This is a genomic window from Halothiobacillus sp. DCM-1, assembly GCF_045689735.1.
GTDB lineage: Bacteria > Pseudomonadota > Gammaproteobacteria > Halothiobacillales > Halothiobacillaceae > Halothiobacillus.
The window spans coordinates 1,026,153-1,044,332 of the sequence record NZ_CP142685.1; the positions used below are offsets into that span (position 1 = coordinate 1,026,153).

19 protein-coding genes are annotated in these 18,180 nt (G+C 58.1%); all 19 read left to right on the forward strand.

The genetic code is table 11. The features are described 5' to 3' along the window. A complete protein-coding gene (gene nagZ, locus VOI35_RS04840; RefSeq protein WP_407276756.1) occupies nt 1–1,086 on the forward strand; it encodes a beta-N-acetylhexosaminidase in 1,086 nt (361 codons plus the stop codon). Then, nucleotides 1,076–1,660, forward strand: coding sequence for a hypoxanthine-guanine phosphoribosyltransferase (locus VOI35_RS04845; RefSeq protein ID WP_407276757.1), 585 nt, complete (start codon nt 1,076–1,078; stop codon nt 1,658–1,660). The genes nagZ and VOI35_RS04845 overlap by 11 nt, the downstream gene beginning before the upstream one ends. 3 nt (nt 1,661–1,663) lie before the next feature. Continuing rightward, the gene (locus tag VOI35_RS04850) at nt 1,664–2,485 is read left to right on the forward strand and encodes an S-methyl-5'-thioinosine phosphorylase (RefSeq protein WP_407276758.1); all 822 of its coding nucleotides are present in this window, start codon (nt 1,664–1,666) and stop codon (nt 2,483–2,485) included. Nucleotides 2,486–2,525: 40 nt separating this feature from the next. Further along, nucleotides 2,526–3,689, forward strand: a complete 1,164-nt coding sequence (thrC, locus tag VOI35_RS04855) for a threonine synthase (protein WP_407276759.1) — start codon at nt 2,526–2,528, stop codon at nt 3,687–3,689. Nucleotides 3,690–3,777: 88 nt separating this feature from the next. Further along, the gene (gene alaC / locus VOI35_RS04860) at nt 3,778–4,989 is read left to right on the forward strand and encodes an alanine transaminase (protein WP_407276760.1); all 1,212 of its coding nucleotides are present in this window, start codon (nt 3,778–3,780) and stop codon (nt 4,987–4,989) included. A gap of 20 nt (nt 4,990–5,009) precedes the next feature. Next, entirely contained in the window at nt 5,010–6,323 is a 1,314-nt protein-coding gene (locus VOI35_RS04865; RefSeq protein ID WP_407276796.1) for a homoserine dehydrogenase, read from the forward strand. A gap of 151 nt (nt 6,324–6,474) precedes the next feature. Then, entirely contained in the window at nt 6,475–7,395 is a 921-nt protein-coding gene (locus tag VOI35_RS04870; RefSeq protein WP_407276761.1) for a GGDEF domain-containing protein, read from the forward strand. 93 nt (nt 7,396–7,488) lie between these two features. After that, nucleotides 7,489–8,043: a flagellar basal body-associated protein FliL gene (gene fliL / locus VOI35_RS04875; protein WP_407276762.1), complete on the forward strand. Its 555-nt coding sequence runs from the start codon at nt 7,489–7,491 to the stop codon at nt 8,041–8,043. A gap of 27 nt (nt 8,044–8,070) precedes the next feature. Then, the gene (gene fliM, locus VOI35_RS04880) at nt 8,071–9,111 is read left to right on the forward strand and encodes a flagellar motor switch protein FliM (RefSeq protein ID WP_407276763.1); all 1,041 of its coding nucleotides are present in this window, start codon (nt 8,071–8,073) and stop codon (nt 9,109–9,111) included. A 3-nt stretch (nt 9,112–9,114) separates the two neighbouring features. Then, a complete protein-coding gene (gene fliN, locus VOI35_RS04885) occupies nt 9,115–9,507 on the forward strand; it encodes a flagellar motor switch protein FliN (RefSeq protein WP_407276764.1) in 393 nt (130 codons plus the stop codon). Then, nucleotides 9,507–9,971, forward strand: a complete 465-nt coding sequence (gene fliO / locus VOI35_RS04890; protein WP_407276765.1) for a flagellar biosynthetic protein FliO — start codon at nt 9,507–9,509, stop codon at nt 9,969–9,971. The genes fliN and fliO overlap by 1 nt, the downstream gene beginning before the upstream one ends. After that, the gene (gene fliP / locus VOI35_RS04895) at nt 9,968–10,765 is read left to right on the forward strand and encodes a flagellar type III secretion system pore protein FliP (RefSeq protein ID WP_407276766.1); all 798 of its coding nucleotides are present in this window, start codon (nt 9,968–9,970) and stop codon (nt 10,763–10,765) included. Before fliO ends, fliP begins: the two co-directional genes overlap by 4 nt. Nucleotides 10,766–10,769: 4 nt before the next feature. Next, nucleotides 10,770–11,039, forward strand: coding sequence for a flagellar biosynthesis protein FliQ (gene fliQ, locus VOI35_RS04900; RefSeq protein ID WP_407276767.1), 270 nt, complete (start codon nt 10,770–10,772; stop codon nt 11,037–11,039). A gap of 4 nt (nt 11,040–11,043) precedes the next feature. Then, nucleotides 11,044–11,817, forward strand: coding sequence for a flagellar biosynthetic protein FliR (gene fliR, locus VOI35_RS04905; protein WP_407276768.1), 774 nt, complete (start codon nt 11,044–11,046; stop codon nt 11,815–11,817). Nucleotides 11,818–11,821: 4 nt separating this feature from the next. After that, nucleotides 11,822–12,979, forward strand: a complete 1,158-nt coding sequence (gene flhB / locus VOI35_RS04910; RefSeq protein WP_407276769.1) for a flagellar biosynthesis protein FlhB — start codon at nt 11,822–11,824, stop codon at nt 12,977–12,979. Between the two features lie 108 nt (nt 12,980–13,087). Then, nucleotides 13,088–15,145: a flagellar biosynthesis protein FlhA gene (gene flhA / locus VOI35_RS04915; protein ID WP_407276797.1), complete on the forward strand. Its 2,058-nt coding sequence runs from the start codon at nt 13,088–13,090 to the stop codon at nt 15,143–15,145. 13 nt (nt 15,146–15,158) lie between these two features. Next, a complete protein-coding gene (gene flhF / locus VOI35_RS04920) occupies nt 15,159–16,520 on the forward strand; it encodes a flagellar biosynthesis protein FlhF (protein WP_407276770.1) in 1,362 nt (453 codons plus the stop codon). 57 nt (nt 16,521–16,577) lie between these two features. After that, complete coding sequence (locus VOI35_RS04925; RefSeq protein WP_407276771.1) at nt 16,578–17,420, forward strand: MinD/ParA family protein; 843 nt, start codon at nt 16,578–16,580, stop codon at nt 17,418–17,420. After that, on the forward strand, nt 17,420–18,139 hold the full coding sequence (locus VOI35_RS04930) for an RNA polymerase sigma factor FliA (protein WP_407276772.1): 720 nt from the start codon (nt 17,420–17,422) through the stop codon (nt 18,137–18,139). Before VOI35_RS04925 ends, VOI35_RS04930 begins: the two co-directional genes overlap by 1 nt. Nucleotides 18,140–18,180 lie beyond the last annotated feature (41 nt).

Here is an 18,180-nt window from a genome sequence, read left to right on the forward strand (position 1 = left end):
ATGAGTACGCCGCTTGAACCCTTGGGGCCGCTGATGGTCGATGTGGCCGGCTATGCGCTGACGGAGGCTGAGCGCCGACGGTTGCGCCATCCCGCCGTCGGTGGGGTTATCTTATTCGCCCGAAACTTTACATCCCGCGCGCAATTGATGGATTTGACGGCGGAAATTCGCGCCTTGCGCCACCCGCATCTGTTGATTGCGGTCGATCAAGAGGGCGGGCGCGTGCAGCGGTTTCGCTCCGATGGCTTTGTTCACCTGCCACCGATGGGCAAACTCGGTGCGTTACTGGCGCAGGATCGGCAGGCGGGCATCGAGGCGGCGCACAGTCTGGGTTGGCTGATGGCGACTCAGCTACGCATGGCGGGCGTGGATTTGAGTTTTGCGCCGGTGCTGGATCTGCATCGCGGGATCAGCGGTGTCATTGGGGATCGCGCCTTTGCCCGGGAGCCAGCGGCCATCATCGCCTTGGCGGTCGCTTTCAGTGCGGGCATGAAAGAGGCGGGCATGTCGGCGGTGGGTAAACATTTCCCGGGGCATGGTTCGATCGCCGAAGATTCCCACATCGCCCATCCTGTCGATACGCGCCCGTTTGCCACCATCGAGCGCGAGGACTTACGCCCGTTTTTGGGCATGATCGAGCGGCTGATCCCGGCCTTGATGGCCGCGCATGTGATTTATCCAGCGGTCGATGACCAGCCGGCCGGGTTTTCGCGTCACTGGCTCAAAACCCTGTTGCGCGAGCGATGGCAATATCAAGGTGCAGTATTTTCGGATGACTTGACCATGGCGGCGGCTTCGGTTGCGGGGGATATCGTTGCGCGGGTGGATGCCGCCCTGACGGCGGGCTGTGATATGGCCTTGATCTGCAACCATCCCGAGTGGGTCGATCATGTGCTGGCGGCGCGAACCTTCGCGCCCGACCCGGTGCGGGAAGCCCGGCTGGCGCGCTTGACGGGGCATGGCGCGGTTCCCAGTGAGTCCCATTTCTTGCATGATCCCCGTCGTGTGCGCGCCCTGGCCTGGGTCGAACGGTTACAGGATCCTCGTTCGGAAGCGGATGCGGGGTGGTTTTTGAATGAGCAATGACCTGAAACTTCGCCCCGATCCAGCAGCGCTCAATGCCCTGCTGCGCCAATCAGAATGTTTGGTTGACCGCGAAACCATGCAGGCCGCGTATGACCGGATGGCGCGTGAAATGACCGCGACCCTGGCGGACGCCTGCCCGGTCGTGATCGTGGTGATGACCGGCGGTTTGGTTGTGGCGGGTCAACTGCTGAGCCGCCTGACTTTCCCGCTGGAAATCGATTACATCCATGTCAGTCGCTATCGCGGCACCCAGGGCGGCGCGTTGAACTGGCATGTACGCCCGACGCGCGATTTGACTGGCCGCACCGTCGTGCTGGTGGATGATCTGTTCGATCAAGGCCTCACGCTGGCCGCGGTGCGGGGCTGGTGCCAGAACGCCGGTGCGGCACGCACCTGGCTGGCGGTTGGCGCCCTGAAGCAATTGCCTGCGCGGGCAGTGGATTTGTTGCCAGAATTCGTGGGCGTCCACCTGCCGGATCGGTTCGTGTTTGGCGAAGGGCTGGATTACGACGGTTTTTTCAGAAATCTGCCGGGCATTCATGCCTTACCCGAGCAGACCATGACACAGGAATGAACTATGCACTTGGCATTTATTGGCGGCACGGGGCTGAGCCAGATGGATGGCTTGGATTCTGTTCGGCATCAAGTGGTCTCGACACCCTATGGTGAGCCTTCCGGCCCGCTCAGTATCGGTCGCATGGCGGGCTGCGAAGTCGTGTTTCTGCCGCGACACGGCTACAACCATCGCATTCCGCCGCATGCGATCAACTACCGCGCCAATCTTTGGGCGCTGCGTGAATTGGGGGTCGAGCGCATTCTGGCGGTCTCCTCGGTGGGCGGCATTTCACCGGCCATGCAGCCGGGCAGCCTGTGTGTGCCGGATCAACTCATCGATTACACCTGGGGGCGGCCGAGCACCTTTTTCGAAGGCGATCTGGAATCGGTGACGCATGTCGATTTCAGCTATCCCTACGATGCCGCCTTGCGCGGCGCCTTGTTGCGCGCCGGAGCTGCCCTGGACATTCCGCTGATCGATGGCGGTACCTATGGGGCAGCCCAGGGGCCGCGTTTTGAAACGGCGGCCGAAATTCGGCGGATGCAGCGCGATGGCTGTGATCTGGTGGGGATGACCGGAATGCCGGAGGCAATTCTGGCGCGGGAATGTGATATCCAATACGCCAGCCTGACGGTGGTGGCCAATCGTGCCGCGGGCTTGAATGGTGGCAAACCGCTGGATTTTCATGAGGTCAACCAAACCATCCGCCAATCGATGGCGTCCGTGCAGCGATTATTCCTGCATCTGCTCAGCACGCGCGACTGTGTCGTTTGTGGAACGGCCGCCCCTGAAACGGCGGGGGCTTGCCCTTCGGTTGCTGCAAAACGCGTGCCGGATGCGTAGAATGTTGCGTTCAATTTTCCTCTCTCAGGTTTGAGTCCCGATGTCCCAGCCGACCCGTTACACCGGTCTGATCGACCGCTATCGCCGCCACCTTCCTGTCTCTGCCGATACGCCCGTTATCAGCCTGGGTGAAGGCAATACCCCCTTGATTCGGCTGCATAATCTGCCGAAGCTTTTGGGGATTGATCTCGATATTTATGTGAAATATGAGGGGTTGAATCCGACGGGTTCTTTCAAGGATCGCGGGATGACCATGGCGGTCACCAAGGCGGTGGAGGCGGGATCCCGCGCGATCATCTGCGCCTCGACCGGCAATACCTCAGCCGCAGCCGCAGCCTATGCCGCACGCGCCGGAATTACCGCGTTCGTTCTGATTCCCGATGGCAAAATTGCCATGGGCAAGCTCGCGCAGGCGATGATGTATGGTGCTGTCACTCTGCAGATTCGCGGCAATTTCGACGATGGCATGCGGCTGGTGAAAGAAGTCGCCGACCACGCCCCCGTCACGATCGTCAACTCAGTCAATCCATACCGGTTGCAAGGGCAGAAAACGGCGGCCTTCGAAATCATCGAAGAATTGGGTCGTGCGCCGGATTATCACTGCTTGCCGGTGGGTAATGCGGGCAATATCACCGCCCATTGGATGGGGTACTGTGAGGCATCGGCGGATAGCGGACACCATCTGACAGCTTCCTGCGCATTTTGTGAAGGCGAATGTTCCTTCGTGCACGGGGCGCAGTGTTCCAATCGCCCCAAAATGCTGGGCTATCAAGCGGCTGGTTCTGCGCCCTTCATTCGCGGCGCCATGGTGGATCAGCCGGAAACGATCGCCACGGCGATCCGGATCGGGCATCCGCAAAGTTGGGATCGTGCCTGGAAAGTCATGCAGGAATCCGGCGGATGGTTTGCCGAAGTGACCGATGACGAGATTCTCGCTGCGCAACGGTTACTGACGCGCCATGAGGGCGTGTTCTGTGAACCGGCTTCGGCCGCTTCGCTGGCCGGGCTGATTAAAGACGCCAAAGACGGCAAGCTTACCGCTGGCGCCACGGTGGTGCTGACCTTGACCGGCAATGGCCTGAAAGACCCGGATACTGCGATTGCCCAATGCGAAGGACGCCTGGGGGCAGGGGAGCGCGCCAAAATGCTGACGATCGACGCCAGTCTGGATGCGGTGCGCAGCGCCATCCTCGGTCATATGTAATATCGGATTTCCTTGGTGCGCAGGCATCAAATTCAGCGGTCGTCCCCGGACGACCATCGTATGTTATGAACTTTGTTGCAGGATTATCGTGAACGATCAATTTGCCCGTATCGGCCGCTTGCCCCCCTATGTGTTCAACATCATCGGCGAACTGAAAGCCAAAGCGCGCGCGGCCGGGGAAGATATCATCGATTTTGGCATGGGCAATCCGGATCAGCCGACGCCGCAACATATTGTCGATAAGCTGATTGAAACCGTGCGGCGAGGAGACACGCACCGCTACTCCCAATCCAAAGGGATTCCCCGATTGCGCCGTGCGATTGCCAACTGGTACAAAACCCGGTTTGCGGTGGAGATCGATCCAGAAAAAGAAGCCATCGTCACGATTGGCTCGAAAGAAGGTCTGGGTCACCTTGCGATGGCGACGCTGTCGGCGGGGGATACCGTGCTGGTGCCGAATCCGGCGTATCCCATTCATCCTTATGGCAGCGTGATTGCCGATGCGGATATCCGCCATGTGCGTTTGACGCCCGAGGTGGATTTTTTCGAAGAACTCGACCGGGCGATCAAGGAAACCTGGCCGAAGCCGAAGATGCTGATTTTGAATTTCCCGGCCAACCCAACGACGCAGTGTGTGGATCTGCCGTTTTTCGAGCGCGTGGTCGAAATTTGCCGGGAAGCCGGTATCTGGATCGTGCATGATCTAGCGTATGCAGACATCGTATTCGATGGATATGTTGCGCCGTCGATCTTGCAGGTGCCGGGGGCAAAAGACATCGCAGTGGAGTTTTTTACGCTGTCGAAAAGTTACAACATGCCGGGCTGGCGTGTGGGCTTCATGGTCGGGAATCCCACCCTGGTCAATGCCTTGGCGCGAATGAAATCCTATTTTGATTACGGCACCTTCACGCCGATTCAGGTCGCGGCAATTTTGGCGCTCGAAGGCGATCAATCCTGCGTCAAGGAAATCAGCGACATGTATCAGAAACGACGCGATGTGCTCTGCGAAGGGCTGAATTCCGCTGGCTGGCCGGTGGTGCCGCCGAAAGCGACCATGTTCGTCTGGGCGAAGATTCCGCCACTGTTTTCACACCTAAAATCCTTGGAATTCACCAAGTTGCTGCTAAACGAGGCAAAGGTGGCCGTGTCGCCGGGCATCGGTTTTGGCGATTATGGCGATGACTATGTCCGTTTTGGCCTGATTGAAAACGAACACCGCACCCGTCAGGCGATCCGTGGGATCAAGGCGATGTTTCGTAAGGAAGAACAACGCCGCGCGGCGGAAGGAATGAAGGCATGAGTGCGTCTCGACAGGAGGATCTGCCGCCAGTTCGTGTCGGGATACTCGGCTTGGGCACGGTCGGCGGTGGCGTGGTCAATGTATTGCGGCGCAATGCCGATCAAATCACCCGCCGATGCGGACGCCGCATCGACATCATTCACGCCGCCGCACGCCGTCTGGATGCGCCCCGCATTTGCGCGCTGGATGGCATCCTGCTCACCACCGACCCGATGAGCGTGGTGGAAAATCCCGAAGTCGATATCGTGGTGGAAGTCATGGGCGGGCTCAATCCTGCGCATGCGCTGATCGAGCGGGCGCTGACCTTGGGCAAACCGGTCGTGACCGCCAACAAGGCGCTGCTCGCGCATGAGGGGAATGCCCTGTTTGAGCTGGCCGAAGCACGCGGCACGATGGTGGCCTTTGAAGCAGCGGTGGCGGGCGGCGTGCCCATCATCAAGGCGATTCGTGAAGGGCTGGCAGCGAACCGGATCGAGTGGTTGGCCGGCATCATCAATGGCACGGGCAACTTTATTCTGACCGCCATGCGGGATGCAGGTCGCAGCTTTGCCGATGTACTGGCCGAAGCCCAGGCTCTGGGCTATGCCGAGGCGGATCCCACCTTCGATGTCGAAGGCATTGATGCCGCGCACAAACTCACCATTCTGGCCGCGATCGCATTTGGCATGCCGCTTAAATTCGAGGGCGTCTATACCGAAGGATTGAGCAAGCTCCAAACGGAAGATGTGCGTTATGCCCGTGAGCTGGGCTATCAAATCAAGCAGTTGGGTATCGCGCGCCGCCATGATAACGGTGTGGAACTGCGGGTACATCCCACGCTGATCCCCGAACGGCGTTTGCTGGCGAATGTCGATGGCGTAAAAAATGCGGTTCTGGTCTGGGCCGATGCTGTGGGGTCGACCTTGTATTACGGTGCGGGTGCCGGGGCGGAACCCACGGCTTCTGCCGTCGTGGCGGATCTGGTGGATGTCGTCAGAACCCTCACGGCCGACCCGACGCATCGGGTGCCCCACCTAGCGGTGGTGCCGAGTCAGATCACTGACCTGCCGGTCTTGCCGATCTCCGCAGTGACGACCGGCTATTATCTGCGGTTGATGGTGCTCGATCAGCCGGGGGTGCTGGCCAATATTGCCCGCGTTCTGGCGGATCACGGGATCAATATCGAGGCCATGATTCAAAAGGAAGCCAGCCCGGAAACTCAGCATTTGCCGATCGTATTGTTGACCCACCCACTGCAAGAAGCAGTGATGGATCGCGCGATCAGCGCGTTGGAATCCTTGGATTCTGTGCAGTTACCGATCGTTCGCATTCGCGTCGAATCACTCGCAGGCTGACTGTTGAGAATTTGACACCGCGAGTCAGCCTGAGCGAAAACCCGTCGAACACTCGGCGGGGTTTTTGTTTAACCAGCTGAAATTTATCTATTTTTTATAGTTGGCATGCCGCGTGCTTCAAGATGGTCATCGTTCCTTGAGGATACGGATCATGGCTGCTTACCGCTCGAATGTTGATGATGCGCTGGTCGATGGTCGTGGGTACCGGCTGCGCTCGCCCGTCGTCGCCCGTTCGGCGGCAAAATTGATTGATACCACCGAGTTGCGGCTCTCTCTGATGGCCGTGGCGCAACGATATATGGATCCGGCAAGTTTGCTGAATGCGGTCTTCGAGTTGTTGTCCAACACCTTGCCCATCACGGGATTTTCTTGGGTGCAAAACCACAGCGTCGTGGCGACCCCCGGCTTCACCGCAGAGGCTCACCATCGAGTGCTCAAATTCCACGATGCCGAACAACTGCTCGGTGAGCTACAAGTGCAGGTGGTGCCTGACCTGACCGAGCAGGAATGGCGTTGGTTGGAACAGATGATCCAGTCCGTCGCGCTTGCGCTGCGTAATACCACGATATTTCAGGATGCCTTGCAGGCGGCGCAGCGAGATCCGCTGACGGGATTGGAAAATCGTCGGGCGTTCGATGGAGAAATCGCACGCGAGCAGGCGCAATTCATGCGCTACGGCCAGGTTTCGAGTCTGGTCGTCATGGATTTGAATGGCTTCAAAGCCATCAACGATACCTGGGGGCATGATGTGGGGGATCGGCTGTTGGCGCATTTTGCGAGCGGATTACGCGTTATTGTGCGTGAAACAGATCATGTGTATCGGTTTGGCGGCGACGAATTCTGCGTCCTCTTGCCGGGTACGGGACACTATGGCGCCAAAAAAATGACGGCTCGCATGGATGCGTGGTTAGATCACCATGAATTGACCCTCCCGTCGGGTGAACGGGTGCGCGTACGGACCAGTTATGGTTGCGCCACGACAGAAAAAGAGGGCGATTGCCGAACCTGGTTTCGGCGTGCCGATCAAGATTTGTATCAAAATAAGCGCGCGCGTCGCAGCTGCGCCGCTTAAAGTGGTGGGGGTTGATGAAAAACCGGCGCGCTGCGGTTAAGCTACTGCGCGAAGTGCGGGCGCAAGATCGCTAAATGTTAAGGAGCGCGAGATATGGCCAAGGCGGAAGCAGTCGAAAAAGAAGAAACCCCCAAAGCGGCCGGCGGGGGCAACAAAATGATGATGATTTTAATGATCGTGGTCATTGTGTTGCTGCTGGCTGTCATCGGTGTGGGCGCAATGTTGTTGCTGAAAAAACCTGCCGCCGATGGGGGGCATGCCGCCACGACGGAGCAAACGGCCGATGCGAAGGGTGATAAACACTCAGACGGCGCGGATCACAAAGGCGAGCCGGTCAGTATCCCGCTGGGGCAGCCGATCACCGTCAATCTTTCGGCACCGAATGATGCGAGTCTGTTGCAGGTGGAGTTGGATTTGATCAGTTATGACAAAACTGCTGAAGCTTCGGTCAAAGCCAATCGTGCAGAAATCATCAACGACATCATGCTGGCACTCAGTGATGTCAACGCGGCCAAATTGCGCACGCGGGAAGGGAAAGAAGCATTGCAAAAGCAGTTGAAAGATACCGTCAATGCGGTGCTGGAAAAACGGGCGGGTAAAAAAGACCTGATCGCCGATGTGTTCTTCACCAAATTACTGATGCAGTAACCGAAACAGACACGGAAGGAGAGGCCTGTGGGCGGAGCCGATATTCTCTCTCAGGATGAAATTGATGCCCTGCTCAATGGCGTCGATGAGGGAGAAGTTGCGACCGAGCAGGGGATGGGGGATCCGGCACAGGCTCGATCCTACGACCTCACCTCGCAAGAACGCATTGTTCGCGGCCGACTGCCCACGCTGGAGATGCTCAATGAGCGTTTTGCGCGGAATTTCCGGATTCGATTGGTTTCCATGCTGCGCCGCACGGTGGATATCTCGATCGAAGGGGTGCGCATGGTCAAATACAGTGAGTATTCCCATTCGCTGTATGTGCCAACCTCATTGACCCTGGTGCATATCCGCCCGTTGAAAGGCGTCGGCGTGTTCATGATGGAATCACAGCTTGTCTTCAAGCTCGTGGATAATTTCTTCGGCGGCACGGGCATGCACGCCAAAATCGAAGGCCGGGACTTTACCCCAACGGAATTGCGGGTCATTACCCGGGTGTTGGAACAGGCGATCGATGAGGTCCATCGCTCCTGGGCACCGATTTACCCGATTCAGATTCAAACCGTCAGCCACGAAATGAACCCCCAGCTGGCCAATATCGTGTCCGGTACGGAAGTGGTGGTAGTCAGCAGTTTCCGGATAGAGGTCGAAGGGGGTGGGGGCAAGTTTGAGATTGTGTTCCCCTATTCGATGATCGAACCCATTCGGGATCTGCTGGATGGCGGCTTGCAGGGCGATAGACTGGAAATTGACGAACGCTGGAGCGCCGCGCTACGCCGCGAGCTTGGACTAGCGGAAATCGAACTCACCGCGCAACTGGGCGAAGCCCGTATGATGCTCTCCGACCTGGCGCATATGAAACCGGGCGATATCATTCCATTCGAGATGCCTGAACAGGTTTTGCTAACGGCCAAAGGGTTGCCGTTGTATCTGGGCAAGCTGGGTGCGCATCGGGGAAATAAAGCAATTCGGATTGATAGTCCCGTGCCTGAGCGGCTGGAGCGTGTCGTTCATCCGAACGAGGCGTTGCGTGCCCAGGCCACTAAACCTGCCGGCAGTGAGGAATAAATCATGGCTGAAAACAACGAAATGGATGATTGGGCCGCTGCAATGGCAGAGCAGGCCGAAGTAGAGGCGGGCGACGCCAAAGCGCAAACATTGGATCAATTTGATACGCAAAAAGCTGCGCAGGGCACGGAAAATCCGATCAATCTCGAAGTTCTGATGGATGTGCCGGTGGCTATTTCGATGGAAATTGGCCGTACCAATGTCAACATCCGCAATTTATTGCAGCTTAACCAAGGCTCGATTGTCGAGCTGGATCGCCTGGCGGGCGAGCCGCTGGATGTCCTGGTCAACGGCACCTTGATTGCGCGGGGGGAGGTCGTTGTCATCAATGAAAAATTCGGCATTCGTCTCACCGATGTGATCAGCCCTGCCGAGCGCATCCGGAAGTTGCGTTGATGCGCGCTGGCCTGCTGTTGGCATGGGGCATTGCAATGCCCGGGCTGGTGTATGCCGAAGCGCCGCCCGCGCCCGCCGTCTTTGATCCGCTGACTTCTTCCTATCTGATTAAGTTGGTGATGAGCCTGATCCTGGTGCTGGCCTTGATGTTCGCCGTGATCTGGCTTTTGAAGCGGGCAGGGCAGCTAACCGGCGTGATGGGGCGCTATCGAATGGCGGTACTGGCGCAAATCTCGGTGGGTAGCCGGGAGCGGGTTGTGTTGATCGAAGTGGGAGATCGGCAACTGCTGGTGGGTGTCGCGCAAGGGCAAATCGAATCCTTGGGTTGGGTTGACCCCCCGTTATTACCGCAAACCGCGACGGAAACCAGCGCGGATCGACGCCCCTCGTTTGCGCAGCTCCTCGCGCGCCAGGCCGATGCATCGCAGCCCAAGCCTACGGCGCGTGATGAGGGTTCGGCATGAAGGGGGGGCTGCTCCGTCACAGCACGGGCGCGGTGTTCGCCCTGTTGCTGCTTGGCTTGTTGCCGTTGACCGCCGCTGCGGCGACGGCGGATATTGTCCCCGGACTGCCCGCGGTCACGGTGTCGCAAACAGCCGGCGGCACGCAGTGGAGTTTGACGCTGCAAATCCTGGCGCTGATGACAGTGCTCACCCTGTTGCCCTCGCTGTTGCTGATGATGACTTCGTTCACCCGCATCATCATCGTGCTCTCACTGTTGCGACAGGCGCTGGGCACGGTGCAGACGCCGTCCAACCAGATTCTGATCGGTCTCGCGCTGTTTTTGACTCTGTTCATCATGGCGCCGGTGTTTCAGCAGTCGTATCAAGAGGGCATCAAGCCCTATATGGATCAGCAAATCAGCGCCGAAGTAGCCATCCAGAAAGCGGCCGAGCCGTTGCGCACTTTTATGCTGAATCAAACGCGGCAAACCGACATTGCCCTGTTTCAAAATATTGGGCATTACCCGGCGTTTCAATCCCCCAAAGATGTGCCCTATCCAGTGCTGATGGCGGCCTTCGTCACCTCCGAGTTGAAAACGGCATTTCAAATCGGGTTTTTGATTTTTATCCCGTTTTTGATCATCGACATCGTGGTGGCCTCGGTGTTGATGTCGATGGGGATGATGATGCTGTCGCCGATGATCGTGTCCCTGCCATTCAAATTGATGCTGTTTGTACTGGTCGATGGCTGGACGCTGTTGATGGGTACACTGGCCTCGAGCTTTTATCTCGGCTCGCCGGTCGGTGCTGGGTGATGCGATGAATGCCGATACGATTCTGGATATCACCCGCCAGGCCATGGTGGTGATTCTGCTGTTATCCATGCCGATTTTATTGACCGCGCTGGTCGTCGGTTTACTGATCGGCATGTTCCAGGCGGCCACGCAAATCAATGAAATGACTCTGAGTTTCATTCCTAAACTGTTTGCCGTGGTTTTGGCCATTTTGCTGGCAGGCCCTTGGATGCTGCATTTGCTCATCGATTTCACCATTCAACTTTTCCACCGAATTCCCAGCCTGATCGGATAGCGTCATGAACTTGACGATGGCCGAGATCATGGGCTGGGTCGGCAGTTATCTTTGGGTGCTGTTGCGGGTTTCCGCGTTGATTTCGGTGGCGCCGCTGTTCGGCGCACAGGGGATTCCTCGCCGTTGGCAGGTGTTGGCGGCTTTGGTCATCAGCCTCGTGATCGCGCCGACCTTGCCCCCGCCGCCTGCGGTCGATCCTTTGAGCATTGCCGGCGTGTTACTGGTGGCGCAGCAATTATTGATTGGCCTGACCATGGGCTTTGTTCTTGGAATGGTGCTCGCTTCGTTCATCCAGGCCGGTGAGGCGATGTCGCAAGGGATGGGGTTGGGTTTTGCTCAGACGATTGATCCACAAAATGGGGTGAGCGTGCCGCTGGTGTCCCAGCTTTTGTCGATTGTGGCGATGTTGTTGTTTATCTCGATGGATGGGCCGGGCTTGATGCTGAAGCTGCTGGCGGATTCCTTTACCTGGTTGCCGATTGCCCCGGTGGGGCTGACGGCCGAGGATTTTTGGCGCATCGTAGGATTCGCCCAGGCGATGTTCGTCAATGCCATTCTGGTGGCCTTGCCCGTCATCATCAGCTTGCTGATGGTGAACCTGGCGATGGGGGTGATTACCCGGGCGGCACCGCAGCTCAACATTTTTTCGATTGGTTTTCCGGTCACCTTGTTGATTGGCCTGTTTTTGATCTGGGTTTCCAGCCCGACCTGGGTGCCGGATCTGGAGCGATTCCTGCATCAAACCTTGTTCTTTTTGGCTCAGCTATTGAGGCATTAACGGCATGGCTGAAAACGAAAATGGTCAGGAAAAGACCGAAGAGCCGAGCGAGAAACGCCTGCGGGAAGCTCGGGAACGCGGCCAGGTAGCTCGCTCGCGCGAATTGGGTTCGTTGGCGCTGACCGCTGGCTCCGCCATTGTTTTTCTGGTGTTTGGCGGGCAGATGCTGGCGTCTTTGGCGCAGATGATGCGGCAGTCTTTTGTGATTTCCCGGGCTGAAATTTTTGATCCCGCCGCGATGTTCTCTCGGCTGGCGGAAACCTTGGTCGCCGGTTTTCTGGCGCTCTGGCCCTTTTTCGTTGCCGCGGTGATTTTGGCTGTCGCCTCTTCGCTGTTGGTGGGGGGCTGGAATTTTTCCACCCAGGCCATGGCGCCCAACCTCGATCGGCTGAATCCCCTATCCGGGCTTAAGCGCATGTTTTCGGCGCGCTCGGCGGTCGAGCTGGCTAAGACCCTGGCAAAGTTCTTGTTGATCTTGGGCATTGCGATTGGCCTGTTCCAGTCCATGGAACGGGATTTCATCGGGCTGGGGCAAATGGCATTCCACCCCGCCTTGGGACGGGCGGCGGAGTTGCTGGGATGGGCCTTTCTCGGATTGTCCTCAGGGCTGCTGGTGGTCGCATTGATTGATGTGCCTTTCCAGCTTTACGAATACAAAAAAGGCTTACGGATGACTCGGCAGGAGGTGATTGACGAGTTCAAGGAGATGGAAGGCAAGCCAGAAATCAAGCAGAAAGTCCGGCAATTACAACGACAAATGTCACAGCGCCGGATGATGGAGGCCGTACCGACCGCCGATGTCATCATCACCAACCCGAGCCATTTCGCGGTCGCTATCCGCTACCAGCCGGACAAAGGGGATGCCCCCTGGGTGGTGGCAAAAGGCGCCGATGAGCTCGCATTCACGATTCGCAAGATCGCCGCCGCCCATGCGGTGCCCACCTTTGAATCACCGCCTTTGGCACGATCCTTGTATGCCCATGTGGAGATCGATCAGCCGATTCCCGTGGGCTTGTATACCGCCGTGGCGCAAGTGCTGGCCTATGTGTTTCAACTCCAGCGGAATCCTTCCGGCGATCAGTCACCCGAGCGTCCGGAGCCCATGGTGCCGGATGATCTGATGGCCGATGAGTTCGGCCGAGCGAAACCCACTGCCGGATGATGTTCATGCACATCCGGCGTCATGGCAGGATGTGCGATGAAGGCATTAACCGCAGGATTGAACTGGCGCGATACGCTGAACGGCTTGCGCCAATACCGGGGACAGGGCATGGGGCCGCCGTTGGTCATCGTGCTGTTGCTCGCCATGGTGATCGTGCCTTTGCCGCCCTTGGCATTGGATGCCTTGTTCACCTTCAATATCACCTTGTCGATCGTCATTCTGATGGTGACGATCTATGTTCTGCGCCCGCTGGATTTCGCGATTTTCCCTACCGTCATCCTGATGGTGACTCTGCTGCGGCTGGCGCTGAATGTCGCCTCAACCCGCGTGGTGCTGCTGCACGGCCAGAATGGTACGGAGGCCGCCGGGCATGTCATCCATTCTTTTGGTGAGTTTGTTATCGGCGGCAATTATGCCGTGGGCATCGTGGTGTTCATCATTCTGATGGTCATTAACTTTGTCGTCGTCACCAAGGGTGCCGGTCGCGTATCGGAAGTCTCGGCCCGATTCACTTTGGATGCCTTGCCGGGGAAACAAATGGCGATCGATGCCGATTTGAATGCCGGCATCATCAACCAGGAGCAGGCGCGCACGCGTCGGGAAGAAGTCGCTGCCGAGGCGGACTTTTATGGCTCGATGGATGGGGCGAGCAAATTCGTGCGCGGGGATGCGGTGGCCGGCATCCTGATCGTTTTGATCAATGTGTTCGGTGGCCTGCTGATCGGCGTGCTACAGCATGGCATGCCGTTCTCGGAGGCCACGCAAACCTATGTCCTATTGACGATTGGCGATGGTCTTGTCGCCACCATCCCCTCGCTGCTGATCTCGACAGCCACCGCGATCATTGTGACGCGGGTTGCCAGTTCACAGGACATGGGCAAACAGTTTCAGATGCAGATGTTTTCTGATCCCCGGGTTCTGGGGGTCGCGGCAGGACTGATGGCGGGGCTCGGGGTCATTCCCGGCATGCCGAATGCCGCTTTTTTGACGCTGGCGGCGCTGGCTGGGGGGGGCGCCTATTTGATCGCCCGCAAAAAAATCTTGCAGGTTGCAGAAGCGGAGCAAGCTCAGATTCCCTTGCCCGACAAAAAACCAGAGCTCAAGGAGTTGACTTGGGACGATGTGCCGCCGGTGGATGTGATTGGTCTTGAGGTCGGCTATGGCTTGATTCCCCTGGTCGATCGCAATCAAGGCGGGCAGTTGATGCCCCGGCTCAAGGGCGTGCGTAAAAAAATCTCACAAGACCTGGGCTTCCTCGTGCCCGCGGTGCACATTCGGGACAATCTGGACCTCAAACCCGGGGAATATCGCATCAGCCTGAATGGGGTGCCGATGGGCGTGGCGGAAATTTTTGCCGACCGGGATATGGCGATCAATCCCGGACAGGTTTCCGGCGCGATCAATGGCATCCGCACCACCGATCCGGCCTTTGGGCTGGAAGCGTACTGGATCGAGCGCAACACTCGTGAACACGCTCAGGCCTTGGGTTACACCGTAGTGGATCCGGCGACGGTCGTGGCGACCCATCTTTCCCAGATTCTGACGGAGAACGCGGCGGATCTGTTCGGCTATGAAGAGGCGCAGCAACTGATCGACACGCTCAAACAGGGCGCGCCGAAGCTGGTCGATGACCTGGTCGGCAAGGCGCTGCCGATGACCAGCATCGTTCAAGTGTTGAAGAACCTGCTGGAAGAGCGCCTGCCGATTCGGGACATTCGCACGATTGCCGAAACCCTGGCGCGGCACAGTGCACAAACGCAGGATGTCGGCCAGTTGACCGATGTGGTGCGGATTGCCCTTGGTCGAATGATCGTGCAACACATCAACGGTCTGGTGCCTTCATTACCCGTGATTACCCTGGACCCGCAGCTGGAGCAGCTCTTGCTGCAAGCCACCGGGCGCATGCCATCGGGGAGTGATCAGACGCCGGGCATTGAGCCGGGACTGGCTGAACGCTTGCATCAATCGCTCAAAGAGGCGGCCGAACGCCAGGAACGCGCAGGCCAACCGTCAATTTTATTAGTCGCTCCGCAGCTTCGCGCCTGGTTGGCACGAATGGTGCGTTACTCCATCCGGCAGTTGCATGTATTGAGCTACAACGAAATACCCGACAACAAAGAGATCAAAGTGGTTGCCAGCGTAGGCAATCAGCGGAATGCGGCTTAAGTGAGGATCGGCTATGAACATCAAGCGGATTATTGCCAGTGATATGCGGGAAGCCATGCGGCAGGTGCGTCAGCTTTTTGGCGAAGAAGCGGCGATTCTGTCCAATCGTTCTTGTGCTGAAGGCGTAGAGCTTGTGATTGCCGTCGATTTCGACGAGCAGACCGTTCGGCAAAAAGCAGCCCAGGTGCCGCCGGTACGGGTGGCTGGTGCTGCGGCGGATACGCCCGATGTGTCCCTCCGCGTACCGCGTTGGACGCCGCCACCGGTCGCCCCCGTGGAACCGCTGCCGCCCGTCAATCCACCGCCGGCTTCATCCGGGGATGCGGATGTGTTTGCTCAGGCGCTGGCATCGTTTGACACCCGGGCGGACGCGCCGCCGCGCGCGCAGACAGCCCATGCGCGGTCAACAGCGGGCACAAAAACCTCTACGGATCGTTCCGGCTATCAACGCACGGAAGATTCATCGGCGATGGCCGCCTTGTCAGCCGAGATTACGGAGCTACGGTCGTTGTTTGAACGGCAGCTCAGCGTGATGGAATGGCATCGGTACAGCCAGGCGCATCCGGCGGAGATGGAAACGAGAGATCGGTTACAGGCGCTGGGGTTTCCCGTGGCCATCGCCAAAATTCTGGCGCAGCAATCGTCTGGGCAGACACCGGGCATCGCCCTGGCCGCTGCGTTGCGACAACTGGGGAAGAAGCTGAAAACCCCGTCAACCTCCGTCTTTCGGCAAGGGGGCATCTTTGCCCTGATTGGTCCGGCGGGGGTCGGCAAAACGACTACGCTGGCCAAAATCGCGGCGCAAACCGTCCTGGAACGCGGGCGGGATGCCGTGGCGCTGATTACGACGGATCGTTACCGGATTGGCGCGCAGGAGCAATTGCGCAACTATGCCCGCATTCTCAACATCCCTCTGCATGTCGCGCGCGATGAGGCACATCTGGCGCAGTTGCTGCCAGCGGTGTCGCAGAAGCATCTGGTGTTGATCGACACGGCGGGGATGTCTGCGCGCGATCTGGCCATGATGAATCAACTGGCGGAACTGCCGGCGATGGATCAGCGATTACGGTTGTTTTTGGTGCTGTCCGCGCAGACTCAGTACAACGCCATGCTGGATGCGCTGTCGCATTTCCAGCGTTTGCCGCTTGCCGGTATGATTCTGACCAAGCTGGATGAAACCCTGTTATTGGGGAGTGCCTTGGCGGTTCTCGCGCAGTCCGGTTTGCCGTTGATTTGTACCGGCGTGGGGCAGCGAGTGCCCGAAGATTTGAGTTATCCGACGGGGGATGATCTCATTACCCAGGCGGTGAGTCTTGGTCGTACGGCCGCAACCGCCGAGGTGGCGACAGACTGCGCCGCGTTGTTTAGCGCCTGATTTGCTGGTAGTCCGCATGGGTTCGACAGTGATTCAATTTTTTGTAAGGAACTGCTGATGTCTTCTCTCAGCCCGGCCAACTCAGTCCGCGTGATTGCCGTCACCAGTGGTAAAGGCGGGGTGGGCAAAACCAATCTTTCCGTCAATCTGGCGGTGGCGATGGCGCGCCGTGGCGAGCGCGTACTCCTGATGGACGCCGATTTGGGTTTGGGCAATGTCGATGTCTTATTGGGGCTGAAATCCGAAAAAAATCTGAGCCATGTATTGGCCAACCAGGCCAGCCTCGACGATATCGTGCTCGAAGGCCCGGAGGGGATCGGGATTTTGCCCGCATCGAGCGGCGTGAAGCATATGGCCGAATTGTCAGCCGCCGAAAATACGGGACTGATTCAGGCATTCAGCAGTTTGCAGCGCCCCGTCGATACCTTGATCATCGACACCGCCGCCGGCATTGCGGACTCGGTCGTGCGGTTTTCTCAGGCGAGCAATGCCGTGATTGTGGTGGTCTGCGATGAGCCTGCCTCGATTACCGATGCCTATGCGATGATCAAAGTGCTCTCTCGTGAACATGGCGTCAGCCGATTTTTTGTGGTGGCCAACATGGTGCGGGATGCGGGGGAGGGGCGTCGTCTGTTCGATAAACTCAATGCCGCCGCCGCTCGATTTTTGGATGTCACCCTGGTGCACTTGGGATCGGTTCCCTTTGATGAGTATCTGCGGCGGGCGATCCAGCGCCAAAAGCCCGTGTTACAGGCTTTTGGCGGCGCGCGTGCCTCGCTCGCCTTCGGCCAGATCGCCGATCAGATCATGCGCTGGCCGAAACCACGCGGCGCCGATGGTCGCTTGCAGTTTTTCGTTGAACGACTCGTGCAGGTCACGAGTGAGTTGGATGCCCTGTAATGAATGCCCGTTCCATGTACGCCAATGTTCAGCGGGGCACGGCGGAATCCGTGGTGGCTGAACATGCGGGTCTGGTAAAACGCATTGCGTTCCATCTGATGAATCGCCTGCCTGATCATATCCAGGCCGAAGACCTGATCCAGTCGGGCATGATCGGCCTGCTGGAAGCCGTGCGGGCTTTTGATCCCACGCAGGGCGCATCGTTTGAAACCTACGCGGGCATTCGGATTCGCGGCGCCATGCTTGATGAAGTTCGCCGTAATGACTGGGCGCCCCGCTCGGTTCACCGGCGGCATCGTGAAATTGCGCAGGCCGTGCATGAAATCGAAACCCGCACGGGACGGGAGGCCAAGGATGCTGAGGTCTGCCAGCTTTTGGGGATCAGTCTGGATGAGTATTTCGAGGCATTGAATGATGTCGTACAAGTCCGGTTGACGCCGTTGGATCACCGTGGGGATGAGCAGGACGAAACCCTGGATGTGCCCGACCAGGCCGATCAGCCAGACCAATCTCTAATGAACGACCGCTTCCAGGCGGCACTGACTGAACAAATCGCGGCCCTGCCCGAGCGTGAGCGGATGGTCATGTCGCTCTACTATGTCGATGAACTCAACCAAAAGGAGATAGGCGCCGTTTTGGGGGTCTCAGAATCACGGGTCTGCCAGATTCACAACAAAGCCGTTCTGCGACTCAAAGAAGCGCTAGGGGATTGGCACTGAATGTCCCATCTCATCCGATTCAAAAATTAAACAATTGGCGC

What these genes read in the sequence shown, in the direction of transcription:
- fliO (WP_407276765.1), top strand. Translation starts at nt 9,507, where the DNA reads ATGCGCGCTGGCCTGCTGTTGGCATGGGGCATTGCAATGCCCGGGCTG.
- VOI35_RS04925 (WP_407276771.1), top strand. Translation starts at nt 16,578, where the DNA reads ATGTCTTCTCTCAGCCCGGCCAACTCAGTCCGCGTGATTGCCGTCACC.
- flhB (WP_407276769.1), top strand. Translation starts at nt 11,822, where the DNA reads ATGGCTGAAAACGAAAATGGTCAGGAAAAGACCGAAGAGCCGAGCGAG.
- VOI35_RS04850 (WP_407276758.1), top strand. Translation starts at nt 1,664, where the DNA reads ATGCACTTGGCATTTATTGGCGGCACGGGGCTGAGCCAGATGGATGGC.
- fliL (WP_407276762.1), top strand. Translation starts at nt 7,489, where the DNA reads ATGGCCAAGGCGGAAGCAGTCGAAAAAGAAGAAACCCCCAAAGCGGCC.
- VOI35_RS04930 (WP_407276772.1), top strand. Translation starts at nt 17,420, where the DNA reads ATGAATGCCCGTTCCATGTACGCCAATGTTCAGCGGGGCACGGCGGAA.
- flhF (WP_407276770.1), top strand. Translation starts at nt 15,159, where the DNA reads ATGAACATCAAGCGGATTATTGCCAGTGATATGCGGGAAGCCATGCGG.
- fliR (WP_407276768.1), top strand. Translation starts at nt 11,044, where the DNA reads ATGAACTTGACGATGGCCGAGATCATGGGCTGGGTCGGCAGTTATCTT.
- flhA (WP_407276797.1), top strand. Translation starts at nt 13,088, where the DNA reads ATGGGGCCGCCGTTGGTCATCGTGCTGTTGCTCGCCATGGTGATCGTG.
- fliQ (WP_407276767.1), top strand. Translation starts at nt 10,770, where the DNA reads ATGAATGCCGATACGATTCTGGATATCACCCGCCAGGCCATGGTGGTG.
- thrC (WP_407276759.1), top strand. Translation starts at nt 2,526, where the DNA reads ATGTCCCAGCCGACCCGTTACACCGGTCTGATCGACCGCTATCGCCGC.
- fliN (WP_407276764.1), top strand. Translation starts at nt 9,115, where the DNA reads ATGGCTGAAAACAACGAAATGGATGATTGGGCCGCTGCAATGGCAGAG.
- VOI35_RS04870 (WP_407276761.1), top strand. Translation starts at nt 6,475, where the DNA reads ATGGCTGCTTACCGCTCGAATGTTGATGATGCGCTGGTCGATGGTCGT.
- nagZ (WP_407276756.1), top strand. Translation starts at nt 1, where the DNA reads ATGAGTACGCCGCTTGAACCCTTGGGGCCGCTGATGGTCGATGTGGCC.
- fliP (WP_407276766.1), top strand. Translation starts at nt 9,968, where the DNA reads ATGAAGGGGGGGCTGCTCCGTCACAGCACGGGCGCGGTGTTCGCCCTG.
- VOI35_RS04845 (WP_407276757.1), top strand. Translation starts at nt 1,076, where the DNA reads ATGAGCAATGACCTGAAACTTCGCCCCGATCCAGCAGCGCTCAATGCC.